This is a genomic window from Rossellomorea marisflavi, assembly GCF_001274775.1.
In the GTDB taxonomy this organism is placed as follows: domain Bacteria; phylum Bacillota; class Bacilli; order Bacillales; family Bacillaceae_B; genus Rossellomorea; species Rossellomorea marisflavi.
The window spans coordinates 720,752-738,187 of sequence record NZ_LGUE01000001.1 but is presented as its reverse complement, the minus strand read 5'-3'; the positions used below and the strand labels follow the sequence as shown (position 1 = coordinate 738,187).

General features: G+C 48.5%; 19 protein-coding genes and 1 pseudogene. 4 read left to right on the top strand and 16 right to left on the bottom strand.

Annotated elements, in window-relative coordinates; genetic code table 11:
* Positions 1-74 precede the first annotated feature (74 nt).
* Genes AF331_RS03730 through AF331_RS03715 form a run of 4 tightly spaced genes read right to left on the bottom strand, consistent with a single transcriptional unit; the run spans position 75 to position 4,005 of the window.
* Positions 75-1,343, bottom strand: a complete 1,269-nt coding sequence (locus AF331_RS03730; protein WP_053426816.1) for a peptidase — start codon at positions 1,341-1,343, stop codon at positions 75-77.
* 6 nt (positions 1,344-1,349) lie between these two features.
* Positions 1,350-2,015 carry a 3-oxoacid CoA-transferase subunit B gene (locus AF331_RS03725; RefSeq protein ID WP_053426815.1) on the bottom strand — a complete coding sequence of 222 codons (666 nt, stop codon included), beginning with the start codon at positions 2,013-2,015 and terminating at the stop codon, positions 1,350-1,352.
* Positions 1,994-2,692, bottom strand: a complete 699-nt coding sequence (locus AF331_RS03720) for a 3-oxoacid CoA-transferase subunit A (protein ID WP_053426814.1) — start codon at positions 2,690-2,692, stop codon at positions 1,994-1,996. The genes AF331_RS03725 and AF331_RS03720 overlap by 22 nt, the downstream gene beginning before the upstream one ends.
* 5 nt (positions 2,693-2,697) lie before the next feature.
* On the bottom strand, positions 2,698-4,005 hold the full coding sequence (locus AF331_RS03715; protein WP_053426813.1) for an aspartate aminotransferase family protein: 1,308 nt from the start codon (positions 4,003-4,005) through the stop codon (positions 2,698-2,700).
* Positions 4,006-4,359: 354 nt separating this feature from the next.
* Here AF331_RS03715 and AF331_RS03710 point away from each other — a divergent pair, with 354 nt between their 5' ends.
* Complete coding sequence (locus AF331_RS03710; protein ID WP_082346706.1) at positions 4,360-6,126, top strand: methyl-accepting chemotaxis protein; 1,767 nt, start codon at positions 4,360-4,362, stop codon at positions 6,124-6,126.
* A gap of 173 nt (positions 6,127-6,299) precedes the next feature.
* Here AF331_RS03710 and AF331_RS22850 read toward each other — a convergent pair.
* The 5 genes and pseudogenes from AF331_RS22850 to rsgA form a co-directional block, all read right to left on the bottom strand.
* Positions 6,300-6,389, bottom strand: a pseudogene (locus tag AF331_RS22850) (YjcZ family sporulation protein); the annotation flags it as partial.
* A 183-nt stretch (positions 6,390-6,572) separates the two neighbouring features.
* Positions 6,573-7,073, bottom strand: a complete 501-nt coding sequence (locus tag AF331_RS03705) for a PTS sugar transporter subunit IIA (RefSeq protein ID WP_053426812.1) — start codon at positions 7,071-7,073, stop codon at positions 6,573-6,575.
* Positions 7,074-7,143: 70 nt separating this feature from the next.
* Positions 7,144-7,569, bottom strand: a complete 426-nt coding sequence (gene msrB / locus AF331_RS03700) for a peptide-methionine (R)-S-oxide reductase MsrB (RefSeq protein ID WP_053426811.1) — start codon at positions 7,567-7,569, stop codon at positions 7,144-7,146.
* On the bottom strand, positions 7,566-8,108 hold the full coding sequence (gene msrA, locus AF331_RS03695) for a peptide-methionine (S)-S-oxide reductase MsrA (RefSeq protein WP_053427769.1): 543 nt from the start codon (positions 8,106-8,108) through the stop codon (positions 7,566-7,568). Before msrA ends, msrB begins: the two co-directional genes overlap by 4 nt.
* Positions 8,109-8,376: 268 nt before the next feature.
* Positions 8,377-9,417 (bottom strand): ribosome small subunit-dependent GTPase A, encoded by a 1,041-nt coding sequence (gene rsgA, locus AF331_RS03690; RefSeq protein WP_053426810.1) that lies wholly within the window; start codon positions 9,415-9,417, stop codon positions 8,377-8,379.
* A 294-nt stretch (positions 9,418-9,711) separates the two neighbouring features.
* Between rsgA and AF331_RS03685 the strand changes: the two genes are divergently transcribed.
* Positions 9,712-10,452, top strand: a complete 741-nt coding sequence (locus AF331_RS03685; protein WP_053426809.1) for a DUF4397 domain-containing protein — start codon at positions 9,712-9,714, stop codon at positions 10,450-10,452.
* 35 nt (positions 10,453-10,487) lie between these two features.
* On the opposite strand, the gene AF331_RS03680 is transcribed toward AF331_RS03685, so the two are convergent.
* Together AF331_RS03680 and AF331_RS03675 are read right to left on the bottom strand one after the other, a co-directional pair.
* Positions 10,488-11,081, bottom strand: a complete 594-nt coding sequence (locus AF331_RS03680; protein ID WP_048005813.1) for a YpmS family protein — start codon at positions 11,079-11,081, stop codon at positions 10,488-10,490.
* Between the two features lie 14 nt (positions 11,082-11,095).
* Positions 11,096-11,863: an SGNH/GDSL hydrolase family protein gene (locus AF331_RS03675; protein WP_235576304.1), complete on the bottom strand. Its 768-nt coding sequence runs from the start codon at positions 11,861-11,863 to the stop codon at positions 11,096-11,098.
* A 342-nt stretch (positions 11,864-12,205) separates the two neighbouring features.
* On the opposite strand from AF331_RS03675, the gene AF331_RS03670 reads away from it, so the two are divergent.
* Positions 12,206-12,664 (top strand): PCYCGC motif-containing (lipo)protein, encoded by a 459-nt coding sequence (locus AF331_RS03670; RefSeq protein ID WP_053427768.1) that lies wholly within the window; start codon positions 12,206-12,208, stop codon positions 12,662-12,664.
* Positions 12,665-12,706: 42 nt separating this feature from the next.
* Here AF331_RS03670 and AF331_RS03665 read toward each other — a convergent pair whose 3' ends face one another.
* Together AF331_RS03665 and AF331_RS03660 are read right to left on the bottom strand one after the other, a co-directional pair.
* Positions 12,707-13,549: a DegV family protein gene (locus AF331_RS03665; protein ID WP_053426807.1), complete on the bottom strand. Its 843-nt coding sequence runs from the start codon at positions 13,547-13,549 to the stop codon at positions 12,707-12,709.
* Between the two features lie 187 nt (positions 13,550-13,736).
* Positions 13,737-13,982 carry a DUF2535 family protein gene (locus AF331_RS03660; protein WP_053426806.1) on the bottom strand — a complete coding sequence of 82 codons (246 nt, stop codon included), beginning with the start codon at positions 13,980-13,982 and terminating at the stop codon, positions 13,737-13,739.
* 183 nt (positions 13,983-14,165) lie between these two features.
* On the opposite strand from AF331_RS03660, the gene trhA reads away from it, so the two are divergent.
* A complete protein-coding gene (gene trhA / locus AF331_RS03655; RefSeq protein ID WP_053426805.1) occupies positions 14,166-14,804 on the top strand; it encodes a PAQR family membrane homeostasis protein TrhA in 639 nt (212 codons plus the stop codon).
* Positions 14,805-15,121: 317 nt separating this feature from the next.
* Here the strand turns inward: trhA and AF331_RS03650 are convergent, their stop codons facing one another.
* The 3 genes from AF331_RS03650 to AF331_RS03640 all read right to left on the bottom strand — a co-directional run bounded on the left by AF331_RS03650 (position 15,122) and on the right by AF331_RS03640 (position 17,218).
* On the bottom strand, positions 15,122-15,607 hold the full coding sequence (locus tag AF331_RS03650) for a dihydrofolate reductase (protein ID WP_053426804.1): 486 nt from the start codon (positions 15,605-15,607) through the stop codon (positions 15,122-15,124).
* A complete protein-coding gene (locus AF331_RS03645) occupies positions 15,604-16,398 on the bottom strand; it encodes a thymidylate synthase (protein ID WP_053426803.1) in 795 nt (264 codons plus the stop codon). The genes AF331_RS03650 and AF331_RS03645 overlap by 4 nt, the downstream gene beginning before the upstream one ends.
* Positions 16,399-16,732: 334 nt before the next feature.
* Entirely contained in the window at positions 16,733-17,218 is a 486-nt protein-coding gene (locus AF331_RS03640) for an NUDIX hydrolase (protein ID WP_053426802.1), read from the bottom strand.
* Positions 17,219-17,436: the final 218 nt, after the last annotated feature.

Genomic DNA, 17,436 nt, shown 5'->3' with positions numbered 1-17,436 from the left:
ATTTTTACTGTTTATTTTGAATTTTTTGTCTTTTTATTCCGACAGCGAGAAATTACGTTTACCATCACTCACCGTCATACGGGTTGGTTGCACCATTCAACGATGAATCCCGCCAGGATTTCTGCCGACTTGAATAGATGCTCAAGCTCGATGGACTCATCGGCGTCATGGGCGAGTTCCGTTGTCCCGGGTCCAAACACGGCAACCGGTATCCCCGCCCCTTTGGACAGGATCCCACCGTCGGTCCCCCATGGGGAAGCTTCGATTACCGGCCGGACAGCGCACACCTTTTGAAACTCCTCCGAGAGCGTTTGGATCAATGGATGACCGGGTTCAAGACTTCCGGGCTGCCACCTGCCGCCGAACCACTCGATTTCCACGGGGTGCTGATCGAACCATTCATCGATCTTCTTCAAATCTCCGAGTGCTTCAATCAATTCTTCCTCGACCGATTCCATATCCTCCCATGGACCGACGCCGATCCTCCCTTCGATGATGGCCACATCCGGAACACTTGACGGCCATTCACCGCTTGAAATCTTGCCGATATTAATAGGCAGGGGAATGGGGATGTTCTCATACAGCGGGTCGTCCACACGGTCGTTACGATCCCTTTCCAGTTCATGCAGTCTTTGGATGACGGTGACCGCATTGTCGATTGCACTAACACCTTCATACCTCGTGCCGCCATGGGCGGACTTCCCCTTCACCTTCAGCCTGAACCACATGGAGCCCTGCTGCTTCGGGAAAATCTTCATATTCGTCGGTTCCGGAATGATGGCCCCATCGGCTACATACCCCCTCTTGAGAGCAGCGAGTGTCCCGGCACCACCGCTTTCTTCTTCGATGACGCTCTGAAAGATCACCGATCCCTTCAATGGAACCCCAAGACTTTGGACCGCTTCGATGGCCAGAAGAAGGGAAGCTGTACCCCCTTTCATATCGGTGGATCCACGACCATATAAGCGGCCATTCTCCACCTTTCCACTATAGGGATCGGCACTCCAATCCTTTCTGTCTCCCGCGGGGACGACGTCGATATGTCCATTTAATATCAGGCTTTTTCCTCCCCCAGTTCCCTTCAGGACCCCTACGACATTGGGGTTGCCAGTAAACTGTTCGCGGTCGCATCGAAAAAAGGGATGGGATTCCACTTCGGTTCGATCAATCTCCCAAATATCGAGTTCCATTCCTAACTTCCGGCATTTTTCAATGATCACTGCCTGTGCTCCCGCTTCATTTCCTCTAATACTGTCCTCCTGTACAAGACGTTGAAGAAATGCAATGGTTTCTTTTCTTCGTTCCGCTACGGCCTGTGCAATCAGATGTCGCTCCACGGTCATCCCCCCTTATCCTTCCACGAACAACATATGCGGATCTACAGAAAACTCTGCTTCTGTCGATGAGCGAATGTCTTCGATGGTAAAAGGCTTGAAGATTTCCTTCAATACCATCTCTCCGTTCTCGAATCGGAATACCGCCTGATCCGTGATGATCATGGATACGCATTCCCTGGCTGTCAATGGGAGCGTACATTCCCCCAGGATCTTTGGGCCCCCGAACTTATCCGTATGGGTCATGACGACGATGACCCTGCGAGCACACGCCGCGAGTTCCGTCGCTCCGCCCATCCCCGGGACCTTCTTCCCCGGGATGATCCAATTCGCCAGGTCTCCCTTGCCGCTCACCTGCAAGGAGCCGAGGATCGTCAAATCGATGAGTCCCCTCCGGATCATGGCAAACGCCACCGCGCTGTCTGTGAATGCCCCGCCCTTCACCATTGTGACAGGGTAGCCCCCGGCATTGCAGAGGGCAGGATCTTCCCTTCCTTTTCCTGGTGCTTCCCCGATTCCGATGATCCCGTTCTCCGATTGAAAGAGGACTGGAAATCCCCCTGGAAGATAATCAGGAACCAGACTCGGGATCCCGATGCCTAGATTGACAACCGTATTCTCTTCCACTTCCTGAGCGGCCCTCCTTGCCAGGCGCTCTTTTAGACCGTTTCCCACACCCATCTCCAATCGACTCCTTCCGATGGTACAATGTAGTCCACAAATACTCCTGACGTCACGATTTCTTCAGGATCCAATTCCCCAAAGGGAACTATCTCCTCCGCCTCCACAATGGTGATATCAGAAGCCATGGCCACAACGGGGTTCGTGTTCCTGGCACTCTTGTCAAAGATGAGGTTACCGAATGTGTCTGCCGCTTTTGCCATGACAATCCCCACTTCCGCCGTCAGGGCCGTTTCAATCAGATAGTTCTGCCCATCCAGGAGAACGGTCTGCTTTCCTTGATTCAGGTAGGGGTCGTCAGAACCGATTGAAGTGATGATCGCCTGAATCCCCACCCCGCCTGCCCGGATGCGCTCGGCGAGGATTCCCTGAGGCGAGAACTCTACTTCAAGCCGGCCATCACTCATCATGGTCCCCGCGATGGGGTTCGAACCGATATGGGAAGCAATCACCTTCTTCACACGCTGTGCGGCCACAAGCTGTCCGATGCCGATATGGGGAAAACCCGTATCGTTCCCGATGATGGTCAGGTCCTTCACTCCCCATGACAATACATGCTTCACAATGGTCGGAGGGGTCCCGATTCCCCCGAATCCCCCAAACATCATGTGCATTCCGTCCCTGAAGACCGGTTTGATCTCTTCAAAACTACATAGCTTGCTTTTGTGAGCACCCATCCTTTCTACTCCTTCCATTCTGCCGCTGACTCCCTCAAGGCCGCTTTCAGCCGCAAACAGATTTCCTCCAAGTCCCGCTTTGAACTGTTGAGAGGTGGGGCAATCATGATGGCAGACCCGCTCCTTCCGTCGATCCCCGCTGCGGCAGGATACAGAAGGATCCCGTTTTGGATTCCCTTCTTGACAATCAGGGAAGTGAATGGGCTGCCCGCTCCTTCCACCATTTCTAGACCGATGAGCAGTCCTTTCCCACGGACCTCCTCGATAAAGTGGAATTCTCCCTTGAGCTTTTCAAGGAGATTGCGCATATACGTTCCTTTTGATTGGACTTGTGAAATGATGTCCTCTTTGTCGATCAATTTCAGTACTGCAAGGGCTGCTGCAGCCGATAAGGGATTACCGCTGAATGTATGCCCACTCATGACGACCTTCGATCCGCTCAGAACGGGATTCATGACCCGGTCAGAGACGAGTGTAGCCGCAATGGGGGCGTATCCAGCGCTCAACCCCTTTCCGATCGTCACGATATCCGCTTCCACTCCGGACTGTTCCAGAGTCAAAAATGTACCCGTCCTCCCGCAACCGGTCATGACTTCATCGGAAATGTAGAGAATGTCGTGGTGATCACAGATTTCCCGGATCCTTTTCTCGTATCCCTTCGGAGGCACAATCGCCCCTCCTGCAGCACCGATGACGGGCTCGGCAACAAAGGCGGCAATTTGATCTGCTCCTATGCGGCGGATCATGGTATCGAGTTGGTCTGCACAGAATAAGCCGCAAGATGGATATACTTTACCGAATGGACAGCGAAGGCAGTACGGGGGCTCCACTGTCGGCCAATCCCCCAGATGACCATCAAAACGTTCACGCCTGACAGGGTGACCGGATGCAGAGAGTGCACCCATCGTGATGCCGTGATAGCTCAGCCATCTTGATAGAATACGAGTCTTCGAGGATCTACCCTGCTCCTGCCAATGCTGAATCGCAATCTTGATTGCCGTCTCTACTGCTTCCGATCCGCTGTTGACAAAGAAACTCCAGGCATACCCCGTCTTTTCATATAAGAATGCAGCCAGATCCTCAGCCGGCTGATTGCTGAACTGCGAGCGATAGACGAATGCCACCTTATTGCCCTGCTGCACGATCGATTGCAGGATATCCTCCATCCCGTGACCCAGATTGGCGGTAACCGCCCCTGAACACGCATCAATATATTCTTGTCCACTATCATCATACAAATAGATCCCTTTTCCATAATCGATCGTCGGATAATATTCACCGATAAGCGGCTTGATCAAATGTGAACGAAGCATAGCGTCCCTCCTGAACGGATAATAATCTCTCTTTGTTCGATCTGGTTGGAGGCGATACATCAACCATCGATCCGGAAAATCCACGATTATTCAGCAGGATTCCAGCGGACACCATGTGTTGATAAGAAAATTCCTTCTCCACTATATTTATGTGGAAATCCTGGAATCTTTCGTCTTCCTTGAAAAAACTTTGATTCCATCCGTTTATCTGAAACAGGATAATAGTCCCGAAAAATTCTACCTTTTTCGACAATTTGATGGATTGACCACTAGATTAATCCTATGTATACAGTTAAAATAGTGGTAAGTTCAACCTGTCATACTACTTTTTTCTTATAAAAGGAGGGGGAAACGGTGAAGAAAAAAATAAAACACCGAAAAAAAAAGCAAGATAAAGAAAAAAAGGGAAAGAAAAACCCTTACTTTCGATCAATTCGTGGAAAAGTCGTCCTATCATTCAGCGTACTTGCCATCATCATATGGGTCATTGCGTATACATCCTATCTGAATACAACCAAGCTTGAAGCCGAAATGGACAAATTGATTGAATCGGACATGGCCATAGACGCCACAGCTAAGGATCTGTCGCGATTGCTCAATGAAATCGAGATCGGAGAACAAGGCTATGTGATCACAGGGGCGAGCGGTTTCCTTGCTCCGTATGATAATGGAAAAAAACAAGTGAATGAGAATTTGGCAGAATTAAAGAAGCTCCTTAAAGAGAACCCTGATCAAATGAGCAAGCTCGAAAAAATCGACAAGCAGTACTCATTCTGGATCCAATTCGTCGACCGCGTCATTGATAAGAGGGAAACAGATGGCTTCAAAGAGGCCGCAGCCCTTGTGGAAACCGGAACCGGTAAGAAATACATAGACGGAATCCGCTCCTATGTGGATATGATCACCGAGACACAGGAGAAAGATCTCGAAAAGCGTATGGATTCCCTCAATACCTTGGTGATGAACTCCAAGATCATCACGGGGAGCCTATCCATGCTAGCCATCATCCTGATTGTGATCTTCAGCATATGGCTGTCGAGGACGATCCTGAAGAATACACGTAAAATCAGTACATCCATACTCGAAATCGCCGATGCCGGCGGAGACTTGACGAAACGCATCCATGTCAAGAGCCGTGATGAGCTCGGTGGTCTCGCAGAGGATACGAATAAGCTGATTGCAGGCATATCCGTCCTTGTCCGCCAGGTGACTGAAATGGCGGAAAATGTATCAGCAAGCTCACAAGAACTGCTTGCTTCTGCAGAGGAAACCTCTCACACGATCTCATCCATTGCCGAAACTTCAAGTGAAATCGCGGCAGGTAGCGAAGACACCACGACCCGCATGTCTGCTTCATTACATAAGATGAACAGCCTTGAAGAAGCTTCCCGCTTCCTGTTCCAGCAGGCGGAGCAAGTGAAATCCACCGCAATCGGGATGAAGAACGCTGCAGAAAAAGGCGGAGAATCCGTACGGGAATCCTCTGCAAAGATGCAGGGAATCGAAGAAACAATGGCCCACACGACCCGGACAGTCGAAGCCCTTGGGAAGCGCTCATCTGAAATATCCGCCATCATTGCAACCATCACGGATATTTCAGAACAAACGAATCTTCTAGCACTGAATGCCGCCATTGAAGCCGCCCGGGCAGGAGAGCACGGACGCGGATTCGCCGTGGTGGCCGATGAAGTAAGAAAACTTGCCGAACAATCAAGGGATGCAGCAAAAGGTGTGACGGGAATCGTCCACAGCATCCAGGAGGAAGTCGATCTTATCATCGATCAGAATGCCGAGGGTGTGAAGGAAGTCATTGCTGGAGTGGAAACAACCAATATGACCAATTCTGCACTGAAGGATATCCTCAAGCACACAGAGAGAACTTCTTCCGTAGTGGAAGAAATGGTGGGGCATATCCATGAAACGCTTAACCTCTCCCAGGAAGTAGCTTCATCATTTGCCGCCGTAAACGAAATCAGTGAGTCTACGGCTGCCAATACCGAAACGACAGCGGCCGCTGCTGAAGAAGGTTCTGCGGCGATGGAACAAGTGACGGCAAGCGCCTCAGAGCTCTCAAAGCAGGCAGAAGCACTAAAAGGGATCATCTCGAACTTCAAGATTTAAGAATCCATCACCGATGCCATCCCTTACAAACCGGAGAAAAGATCCAATACAACGCAAAAACCACGCTTGGACTCCAAGCGTGGTTTTTGTATGTGCAAAGTTGAATTCATGGCTCCCCATCATCAGAGGGTATTCCCCTACCCAGGATTCCACGGGAGCTTCTGTTTGTTTTATCAATCCCCGCAGTAGCAAACGGCTCCAATAATGATCAATAGAATGAAAAGGACGACAATCAAGGCAAATCCGCCTGAATAGCCACCTGTCGGGTAGCCATACCCGCCCTGGTAACATGGGTCACAACCGTATCCATAATTCACGTAAACCACTCCTTAAGGTTAAGTGATTGAATCAAATTTCTATACACTGTATGTCAATCACCCACAAAAGGTTTGTGTTTTTCCCCAAAAAGAAAAGAGGACCGGTCATGATTCCCCGGTCCTCTCCGTTCATTTTGAAGAAATCTCCAGGATTTCTCCGCTTCCTGCCTCTACCTTGGTTCCATCCTTTTTCACAAGCTCTCCCATATCGTCTCCGTTTGTCAAAATGATCGGAGTGATGGTGCTCTTGGCCTTTTCTTCTACCAGCCTTACGTCAAACGTAATGAGGGGATCGCCCGCTTGTACCTTGGAGCCTTCAGACACATGAGCCTCGAACCCCTCTCCTTTCATGGAGACCGTTTCAAGTCCGATATGGATGAGTAATTCCGCACCGTTCGCTGCCTTGATGCCGACGGCGTGCTTGGTTGGGAATAGCTGCATGATTTCTCCGTCTACCGGGGAAACCACTTTTCCGTTATCGGGAACGATTGCGATCCCGTCCCCCATCATTTTTTGAGAGAACACTGGATCCGGTACTTCTTCCAATGATTTGATCGTTCCCGATAAAGGAGCAACGACCGAGATTGTTTTAGGGCTTTCTTCTTTCTTACCGAATAATTTCTTGAACATATCATTCACCATCCTACTGTATATTTACACCTATGTACTCCGCCATAAACCTGGCGGATGGCATGTTGATTCAATCAAAAAGCTTTTTGTATTCCCCGTAGCCTTCTTCTTCAAGTTCATCTAACGGGATGAATCTGAGGGCGGCCGAATTGATGCAATAACGGAGCTTGGTTGGACCAGGACCGTCATCGAATACATGCCCGAGATGAGAATCGGCTTCTTTGGAACGGACCTCTGTCCGAACCATGAAATGACTTCTGTCCTGTTTTTCGACGATGTCTTCCTTTTGGATCGGCTTCGTGAAGCTGGGCCATCCGCAGCCGGCGTCATATTTATCCCGTGAGCTGAAAAGGGCTTCACCGGACACGACATCCACATAGATCCCATCAGAGAATTGGTCCCAATACTCATTCCTGAAAGGAGGCTCGGTTCCATTGTTTTGTGTCACTTCATATTGTTCTGCTGTGAGTTTATTTTTGAGATCCTCTTTACTCATCCTTCATCCCTCCAATGATGCTGTATGAATCCGGCGCGTCCGGATCCTATGCTGTATTGACGATAGTGTGTGGGATTCTTTTTATAGTAATCCTGGTGATATTCCTCTGCTGGGTAGAACTCGGATGCAGGGAGGATCTTGGTTGCGATGGGCTGACTGAATCGCCCCGATGCTGCAAGTTCTTCTTTTGAAGCCTCCGCAGCCTCCTTTTGGCTGTCATCATGGTAAAAGATGACGGTCTGATACGATTGTCCCCGATCATGGAACTGCCCTCCGGGATCAGTCGGATCGATCTGCTGCCAGTAAAGCTCCAACAATTTTTCATATGGGAATACATCGGGGTCATATTCGATTTCGACTGCTTCATAGTGCCCGGTTGTCTCAGAGCATACCTGACGGTAAGTCGGATTCTTGACATGACCTCCCGTATAACCTGAAGTGATGCCATAAATACCAGGCTGTTCATCGAATGGTTTGACCATGCACCAGAAACATCCTCCGGCGAAGGTCGCCTTTTTTTTCTTCTTTTCACCCGTCATGATCAACACCCTTTCCTATTCGTGATTTCATACTGTAAGTGTACCCCAAATGCACTGAAAAGTTAAACAATCCGCCTTCCGGGACGTGGTACAGAAACATTGTCCGCATGATGCATTCAATCAATTTAAAAATCCCTTTACATACGGGTGTTGACACACCTCGTGTTAAAGGGACAAGACCGTTATCATCAGAAAATCGTTCTACCGGCTGTTCACTTTTCCAACCATCCCTATTCCATCCCAGGGTACAAAGAAAGGGACAGTTGCATCAGTTTTTCCGTTTCTTGCTCATGCTCTTCCATTTTTTCCTCTCAAGGGACTCGAGGCGTTTATTGCCGCGCCTTTCCATGTAGGCGATTTCCCTTTGCAGCTTCTCATAATGAAGGTATCGATCCTCACTTAACGACCCTTCCTCGATGGCGATTCTGATGGCACAGCCCGGTTCGCTCCCGTGAGAGCAATCATTGAATCTGCAGGAACGTGCAAGCTCCTCCACGTCGTTGAACTGGGTGGACAGACCTTCGCTTCCTTGGAGGATCTGGATCTCCCTCATACCGGGCGTATCGATAAGGGCAGCTCCCGAATCGAGGAGGAATAGCTCCCGATGGGTCGTGGTATGCCTTCCTTTATCATCTGAATCCCGGACTTCCTTCGTTTTCTGAAGGCTTTCTTGAAGAAGTTCATTAGTAAGGGTGGATTTTCCCACGCCGGAAGAGCCCGTCAAGGCGACGGTCTTACCAGGGGTAAGATACGGATACAGCGCCTCCAACCCTGTACGGTCCAGGGAACTGATGGCCAGGACGGGCACCCCTACGAGCGCAGCCTCTACTTCAGAGACCCGTTCAGCCACATCGGTACAGACATCTGCCTTTGTAAGGATCACAACGGGGTTAGCACCGCTCTCCCAGCACAGGATGACGTACCGCTCGATTCGATGAAGATTAAGATCGTCATTCAATGAGCTCAAAATGAAAACCGTATCAATATTCGCGGCGATGATTTGTTCTTCCGCCTCATTCCCTGCCATTTTCCGTGAGAACTTGCTCTTCCTGGGAAGGACACGCTCGATGATGGCTTCATCCTTCCTGATGGTCACCCAGTCACCGACTGCCGGAAGGTTTTCACGGGAAGCTGATCGGAACCTCATCTTTCCTGTCACCTGACACAGCAATCCTTCTTCCGTGTCCGTCATCACCTTATAGAATCCCTTTTGTTCCGTGACCACCCGTGCCACTTCCGAATGGTCTGCCAGATGAAGGGCATATTCCTGCCTGGCGGTATTAAAAATGATTGATTTATACTGATTCAATGGTAATTCCTCCTAAAATAAAAAATCCGTCCGCGTTCATCACGCAGACGGATTCTTCTTCAGGCAGAATGGTCCCTGTTAACCCCGTTAGAGCACGGAAGCGTGATGAATGCGGTTTTGGTATTGGTATGTGTGGTTGAATGCTCCAGTCGAGAATCCCATATTCATCACCTGCTCTCTTTTGTCGTTATTCCAATTATATCATCAATATTCCGAAGTGCAAGAATATTTTCACCGTTTGGGCGTTCATGCATATTCTATCCTGTCAAGTCCGTACGAAGGAGAGATGTCTTCATGAGCCAGGAACAGTATTTGAATAAAGCCGCGATGTATGATCTTTTATCCTGCTATTACAAATATTCCAATCCGAATATGCATCATCATTATTATCTGAAACACCTTAAATATATGAGGCTTGCCCTCGAGGCCCAGAGAGCCGATCTGACGACGGCTTCCCAACCGAGCTATGTCCGGGTATTCCACGGGGTGCCGGATGCAGGGGAAGTCGATGTATACGTCAACGGACACCGTGTACTGAGGAAACTCGCATTCAAGGATGTCAGCGACTACCTCACCCTGCCGGGAGGCAAGTATCATATTGATGTGTATCCGACAGGTACCAGCACAGAAACGATCATCAGCAAAAAGGTCAAGGTCGACCCGGGCAAAGCATACACGTTGGCAGCAGCCGGAACGACGAAAAAGCTGCAGCTCCTTCCGTATGTGGATGAACCTGGAGTACCGGCGGGAGAAACGAAAGTGAAGTTCATCCACCTTTCACCGGATGCACCTGCCGTCGACATCGCGGTCAAAGGAAGAGATGTCATCTTCCCGAATGTCTCCTTTAAGCAGGCAACGGAATACTTGGGATTGACCCCCATGACCGTCGACCTCGAAGTCAGGCCGGCAGGATCCAAGGACGTTGTCCTCTCCATCCCTGACGTCAAATTCGAGGCGAATCAGGCCTATACCATCATTGCAGCGGGCTTCGCAGGCGGCGAGCCTGCCCTGGAAGCTGTGCTCATCAAGGGATAAATGAGAAAGAAGGCAGCCGGGTCGGCTGCCTTCTTTTAATTTTGCAGGGCACGATCAACGGGAACGAGCAATCGGAATGAGATACGGTCATCCTTCAAATTGAATTCATTCGCACGCACCTTGATGTCGCTCTTCAGCTCCATATCCTGAAGGGCCACATAGATTTCTTCATCATTTGGTCGAATCTTCACCCACTCGGGGAAATTATAGGAGTCCCTAACGATTTTAAGCACGTAAGAGACTGGTAGCTTAAGTTTACCGAGTGAGATGGATTTTTGCTTCAGCAGGATATCCCCATTCTCGAGGGCTTCCGGTTCGAATGTCAATTTGAAATCAAGATTCGAGGTGAATACGGGTACAGAGCCGATAAGTTCAACATCATCCTTCAGCTGCACTCCGTAATCAACCGGGCCATCCATGCCCTCTTCTTCGATATAATGTTCGATGATCAGGTTCAAGTCCTCTTTATCTGTCTGGATATTGAATCCGACATCATTGTTTTCGTCAGGATTCCCTTTAGGAACCGGGTCGTCCTTGATCGGTGCAGACACCATGATCAGAAGGACGATGATCACTGCCAGCATCAGCCCGGCTAATGCAAAGAACCCCACTTTCCATTTGCTCTTCATGGCGACTCCTCTTCCTATTGATTTTTCTCTTTACGTGTCAACGAAGCTAATGTTTCCCCCTTCGTCATCCTTTTAAACATACGCTCTGCAATGAGCTCATACCCATCGTCATTCGGATGGAAATAATCCTCGAAGAGCAATTCGTCACCGGCATCAATGAACAGATCGTCGATCTCGACGAACAGGGAACGATCATAGTCATCCAGCACTTCACGACTTCCTTCATTCCAACTATCAATGATTTCTTCGACCTCTTCAATATCGGAAAACCATGTATTGAAAGGATTATAAAGCCCGACAAGGACGATTCCGGCATCGGGATTGTATTCCCTGATCGTATCGAGGATTTCTTTCAACCTCTCCTGATAGGCAATCTGCTCCTGTTGAAAGACATCAAGCTTGAGCTTGGAAAGATTCTGCTTGAAGATCTTCATGATATCATTGCCACCGATCGTGATCATGACCACATCGGATTTTTCGATGGAAGACTTCACTTCATCGGTTTTGATTTTCTTCAACAATTGATCGGTCCGATTGCCCCTGACGCCATAATTATGGAAGTCGGCATCCTTCACGCCATCGGTGGATTCAAGAAGCTTCTCAAGATAAGGTACATAACCCCCGCTGTCGGTACTGTCTCCAACCCCCTGAGTCAGGGAATCCCCGACGGAGGTGACATTCAAATTCTTCGGAATGAACGCTTCGGGAGGCTGGTCTTTTTCCCAGTCGGAAACCTGCCTCGAAACATGCTTCGCCGCATCTTCAATGGAACACCCCGACAAGAAAAATACAAAAGCGAGAATGAGAACACTCCATTTTTTCATCATATTCACCTCGCCTTTCCTTTATATATAGTATATCACTCTTCATTCAGACCGAAACATGATCCAGACGTTTTGAAGTTACTAGTGTATCAGATAAAGAGGCTTCAGGGCAATAAGTCCGTGTCACAAGCGACAGATGAAGGCGGATACAATCCACTAGCCGATTTGTGACAAAACGTTCAACATTCTATGACTATTGTATGTATGGCACGGTGATAAATGAATGTTACAATTCAATTACATACGATAGTATAGGGGGTTTTTTGAGTGAAACAACGTCATGTGTTTATCTCACCTTTCATGGTGATGACGCTTCTCATTGCCGGATGCTCCGAAGAGGAAAAAACAACAAAGGAGCATGATCACGAAAGTCATGCCATCATGAATGAGGATATCCAGGAAAAAACGGCGTCACCCGACATTCTTCCCTCATTCCTTGACGGGAAAGAGGATACCATGAGAACGATCTATGCGGCATCGGCACAGCACCAGGAACTTCTCGAGTACATACCGTGCTACTGCGGCTGTGGTGATTCTGCCGGACATAAAAGCAATTTTAACTGCTTTGTCCAACAGAAGGATGGTGAGGAGACCATATGGGATGACCATGGTACCCGCTGTGGGGTATGCCTTGAAATTGCCGCCGAATCCATTGTCGAATATAACAAGGGAAAGTCGATCAAGGAAATCCGCAAAGCCATTGATGAGAAATACAATGAGGGCTATGCCAAGCCGACCCCGACTCCCATGCCTTCCTGATAACAAAAAAGGACGAAAGCTCAGGCTTTCGTCCCTTTTTGATCAATCCGTATAATAGGTGAAGCCGATTGCCCCGATCCCCGTGTGGGTGCTGATGATCGGTGTCGTGACGCCGATATCGAATTGATCGTATCCGGTCTTTTCGGCGATTTTTGATTTAAGGTTCTGGGCGAGGGCCAGCCCGTCGGCATGACAAAGCCCTACGCCTTTTATGGTTTTGCCTTTCACATCTTCCATGAATTGCTGCACAAGGAATTTCACGACCTGGGTGTGGCTCCTGACTTTTGCCACCGGTGTGTATTCTCCTCCTGCGAGGGAAGCAATCGGCTTGATGTTCAGCAAGGAACCGATCATGGCTTTTCCTTTTCCGATACGCCCTCCCTTGACGAGATTTTCGAGCGTATCCACTACCACATAAAGCTGTGTCTTTTCGCGGATTTCTGTAATGGCCTTGAGGATTTCCTCCAAGCCTTTACCCTCCCTGGCGAGCCTCGCCGCCTCGATCACCTGAAAACCGAGTCCCCTTGAAATGAACCGGGAATCGACAACCGTGACATCTGTATCGGTGATCTCAGCCGCGGATTCCGCAGAACGGACTGTACCGCTCATGCCACCCGTCATATGGATGGAAATCACTTTCGATCCATCTTTGCCCAGTTCGTCATACAGTTCTGCGAACACCCCTGCTGAAGGCTGTGAACTTTTTGGTAGTTCATCCGACGCTTTCATCTTTTCCAGGAACATTTCAGGTGAAAGGTCCACTCTATCTAAATACGTTTCCCCTTCGATGAAAATCGAAAGTGGAACCACGTGTATATCCAACTCCCCGATCATGTCTTCCGATAAGTCTGCTGTTGAATCCGTTACAATTTTGATTTTCTCCATGTTAGCCACATCCTATCTTCCTTATCCCTCTCATTATAGCGTGCTTCGTTTGGGATTTAAATAGATGAAAAGGATTTCACCGTTTCTCCACAAACGGGACTCCTGGTGACCGCTGCCAGTAACCCGGTCACATACGAATAAAGTGCCACCGCCAAGCCATATAGCTTAGCAGTGGCACCCTCCCCGGTCAAGCGTTGCTCTTCAGCTCTTCTGATTGATAAATCTTTTCGAATTCCGACCATTTCAACGTTCTCTTCAAGTATTCCCTGAAACTGTAGGTCCCTGGTCCCTGCTTATGCAGGCCGCCCAGATAAAGGCGCAGCCTCATATTTACGGTGAACCAGTGGGGATGGTCATTCTTCATGACCGGGATCCCGTGGACTTTAATCTTCTGTCCATACTTTGTTTTGAACTCAATGGTTTTTGTCAGCAAAGTATCAATCCTCTTTTATGCCCGTTTGTACTTCTATTATACCTCAATTCCCACTGCAGAATATGTCAAAACCTACACTGGTAAAAAATTTATATCCCCATCCCTTTAATGTGATAAAGTTTGCATTCCCTCCTTAAGAGATTTATCATGGAGAGACAATCTCATTCAGAAAGGATGTTTTGATTGACCTATGATTTCGATTTTTCAAACTGGAAGGAAGAGATAGCCAACGCCATCACCCATGGAATCGGCTTGATCTTGAGTATCCCGGCACTCATCATGCTCGTCCTCTTCGCCGTGGATAAAGGTTCGGCCTGGCACGTGGTCAGTTTCTCCATTTTTGGAGCATCCATGATCCTGCTATATCTCTTCTCCACCCTCCTTCATAGCTTTAAACCTTCGAAGGCAAAGAATGTCTTCGCCGTCCTGGACCATTCAGCCATCTATGTGCTCATCGCCGGCACTTATACGCCACTCATGCTCGTGAGTGTGAGAAGTGCCCTTGGCTGGACATTATTCGGTATTGTTTGGGGGCTTGCCATCATAGGCATCATCTTCAAGTGTTACTTCGTGGATCGTTTTCAAATCGTATCGACCCTCTTTTACCTTGTCATGGGATGGCTCGTGCTTGCAGCCATCAAGCCCCTTTACGAAAGTCTGACTCCTGCGGGATTCGATTTGTTGCTTACAGGTGGTATCCTATATTCTGTCGGAGCCGTATTCTATGTATGGAAGAAGATCCCTTACAATCATGCCATCTGGCATCTTTTCGTACTGGCAGGCAGCAGCTTCATGTACTTCTGCATCCTTTTTTACGTATAAGATCACAGCAAAAAAGAGGCTGGGACAAAACTAAAAGAGTCCCCTTTAATGCCGAACACGATCAGTATAGGATCTTACTACCGCTCATGATCTCCGTGCAAGACTACGCTTTCCGCGGGTAGCCCGTGAGCCTCCTCGGCAAGCCTGCGGGGAGCCACTCTTCCCGCTGGAGTCTTCCTCTTGCACTCCGATCAACCGCTGGAAACGATGAAATTTGAATGTTCATCAAAAAATTCAAAACCCGCATCATTTGCTTTATCGTAGGCAAATGATGCGGGTTTTACTATGACTAAAACATAGTTGTCTCAGCCTCTTTTTCATTTACGCAAGAATGTCTTGAACTCATAATCATAAGGATTTTTTTCGTTTTTCAACCCTTTTTCCGACGAAACAAGGGTGAAGTCATCCCAAGGGACTTCCGCCATATGGGTGTCACCTTCGAATGCATGGTGGATCGTGGTCACATAAAGTTTATCCGCATGGGGCAGGAACTGTTCGTACACATTGCTTCCACCGATAATGAACGTCTCTCCCTGCTGTTTTTCAACAAATGCCAGGACTTCTTCCACGTGATGGAAGACCGTGCATTCATCATGTGAGAAAGAAGCATTCCTCGTCAGAATCACATTCTCCCTCTCCGGAAGCGGCTTGCCGAAAGACTCGAATGTTTTCCTCCCCATTACAACCGGATGACCCAGCGTCGTGCGCTTGAAGAATTTCAGATCTTCCGGTAGGCGCCACGGCAGGGCATTGTCCTTGCCTATCAACCCGTTTTCATCCATTGCCCAGATAAATGAAATCATACAGACACGACTCCTTTGATATGGGGATGGGGATCATAGCCGCTCAACGTGAAGTCTTCAAAGCTGAATCCGAATATATCCTTCACATCTGGGTTGATTCCGAGTTTCGGAAGTGGACGGGGATCCCTTGTCAGCTGCAGGTTCACCTGTTCCACATGGTTCTGATAGATGTGAACATCGCCGAATGTATGCACGAATTCACCCGGCTCCAGATCGCATACTTGTGCCACCATCATGGTAAGGAGAGCATACGAAGCGATGTTGAACGGCACACCGAGGAAGACATCGGCAGAACGCTGGTAGAGCTGACAGGACAGCTTGCCTTCCGACACGTAGAATTGGAACAAGCAATGACAAGGCGGGAGGGCCATGGAATCTACATCGGCAACGTTCCAAGCACTGACGATCATTCTCCTGGAGTCTGGATTATTTTTGATGGTGGTGATGAGATTTTTGATCTGGTCGATCGTTTCTCCGTCTTTTCCAGGCCATGATCTCCACTGATGACCATAAACAGGTCCCAACTCGCCGTTTTCATCGGCCCACTCATTCCAGATCCTTACCCCATTATCCTGCAGATATTTCACATTCGTATCCCCATTCAAAAACCAGAGAAGTTCATGGATGATGGATTTGACATGAAGTTTCTTCGTTGTAACGAGGGGGAAACCTTCCTGAAGATCGAACCTCATCTGGTATCCGAAAGTACTGATCGTACCCGTCCCAGTCCTGTCCCCTTTTTCCGTACCATGATCAAGTACATGTTTGCATAAATCTAAATATTGTTTCATCTGTCATCACCTTCATATCTTATTGATTGGCCGTCATCTTCTATCGGTCCATAGGGTGCAAAAGACCATTCTACCAGAAAGAGCCCGATTATCATATGATGACGGTAAACGGTATCCATATCCATAGTGTACATGATTGCTACTTTCCTCACAATGATCCGGAGATTTTGGAATACAGCGTTGGTGGATACAGGATTTTAAAATCCAGAATGGCCGCTTGATTCCAATTGTATGGATCTTCAATGTAAAAGCCAACCAGAGTATAGAGGACCTTATCCCTGTCGGCAGGTTTATTTCTTCTTGTCAGGAACGTTCGCTTGGAAGGCCCCCCGACTTATATGGTTCTCTTTGATTTCACTTCAAACTCCGGCTTGGTCACGTAGTCCATATAATGGACACTTCCCTCAAAATTCAAATAAGCCTGATAGCGTGTACGAAGGGCAGGGGCGGATATCATGTTCAGCACGTCTTCTTTATGGACCCAGCGGACATCTGATGTTTCATCCGAAGTGGTGAATTCACCGCCAACGGGTTCACAAACAAAATCAAACATCACTTTTGTCGGTACAATCTTAACTCCGCTATGTCCCTCATACGTGGCTGTGTTCGAAAAAACCCCTACCAGATGGGAAACTGTCACATCCATTCCGCTTTCTTCTTTGACCTCCCTGATCACCCCATCGATCAGGTTTTCCCCGACCTCTATTTGTCCTCCTGGAAACACCCAGTGACCGTCCCGTCGGGTTTTGACTAGTAAAACCTCATCGTTCTCATTTGTAACAAACCCTCCTGCTGCCACAATATGTACCGGCATTTGCATACGAATCTCCTCCAACATAGTTATAGTAAGCCCTCTTCCTTCAGAAGGAAATCGGGCGAGTGGGACATGATGGTAACTTACTCAGCATCGACTAAATGCCTTCAGACTTCTCCTGCTTCCAATCGTAGAAGCCTTGGTTCTTCATGCAAGAATGTACCTGGGTTCCAATAGGTGGACTCATTTTATCCTCCATATAAAAAAGCGCGACCACTGTGCAT

What these genes read in the sequence shown, in the direction of transcription:
- msrB (WP_053426811.1), bottom strand. Translation starts at nt 7,569, where the DNA reads ATGAGTAAAGAGGATCTCAAAAATAAACTCACAGCAGAACAATATGAA.
- AF331_RS03705 (WP_053426812.1), bottom strand. Translation starts at nt 7,073, where the DNA reads ATGTTCAAGAAATTATTCGGTAAGAAAGAAGAAAGCCCTAAAACAATC.
- AF331_RS03670 (WP_053427768.1), top strand. Translation starts at nt 12,206, where the DNA reads ATGGTGATGACGCTTCTCATTGCCGGATGCTCCGAAGAGGAAAAAACA.
- AF331_RS03640 (WP_053426802.1), bottom strand. Translation starts at nt 17,218, where the DNA reads ATGCAAATGCCGGTACATATTGTGGCAGCAGGAGGGTTTGTTACAAAT.
- AF331_RS03650 (WP_053426804.1), bottom strand. Translation starts at nt 15,607, where the DNA reads ATGATTTCATTTATCTGGGCAATGGATGAAAACGGGTTGATAGGCAAG.
- AF331_RS03730 (WP_053426816.1), bottom strand. Translation starts at nt 1,343, where the DNA reads ATGACCGTGGAGCGACATCTGATTGCACAGGCCGTAGCGGAACGAAGA.
- AF331_RS03665 (WP_053426807.1), bottom strand. Translation starts at nt 13,549, where the DNA reads ATGGAGAAAATCAAAATTGTAACGGATTCAACAGCAGACTTATCGGAA.
- AF331_RS03720 (WP_053426814.1), bottom strand. Translation starts at nt 2,692, where the DNA reads ATGGGTGCTCACAAAAGCAAGCTATGTAGTTTTGAAGAGATCAAACCG.
- AF331_RS03685 (WP_053426809.1), top strand. Translation starts at nt 9,712, where the DNA reads ATGAGCCAGGAACAGTATTTGAATAAAGCCGCGATGTATGATCTTTTA.
- AF331_RS03645 (WP_053426803.1), bottom strand. Translation starts at nt 16,398, where the DNA reads ATGAAACAATATTTAGATTTATGCAAACATGTACTTGATCATGGTACG.
- AF331_RS03715 (WP_053426813.1), bottom strand. Translation starts at nt 4,005, where the DNA reads ATGCTTCGTTCACATTTGATCAAGCCGCTTATCGGTGAATATTATCCG.
- AF331_RS03725 (WP_053426815.1), bottom strand. Translation starts at nt 2,015, where the DNA reads ATGGGTGTGGGAAACGGTCTAAAAGAGCGCCTGGCAAGGAGGGCCGCT.
- AF331_RS03680 (WP_048005813.1), bottom strand. Translation starts at nt 11,081, where the DNA reads ATGAAGAGCAAATGGAAAGTGGGGTTCTTTGCATTAGCCGGGCTGATG.
- msrA (WP_053427769.1), bottom strand. Translation starts at nt 8,108, where the DNA reads ATGACGGGTGAAAAGAAGAAAAAAAAGGCGACCTTCGCCGGAGGATGT.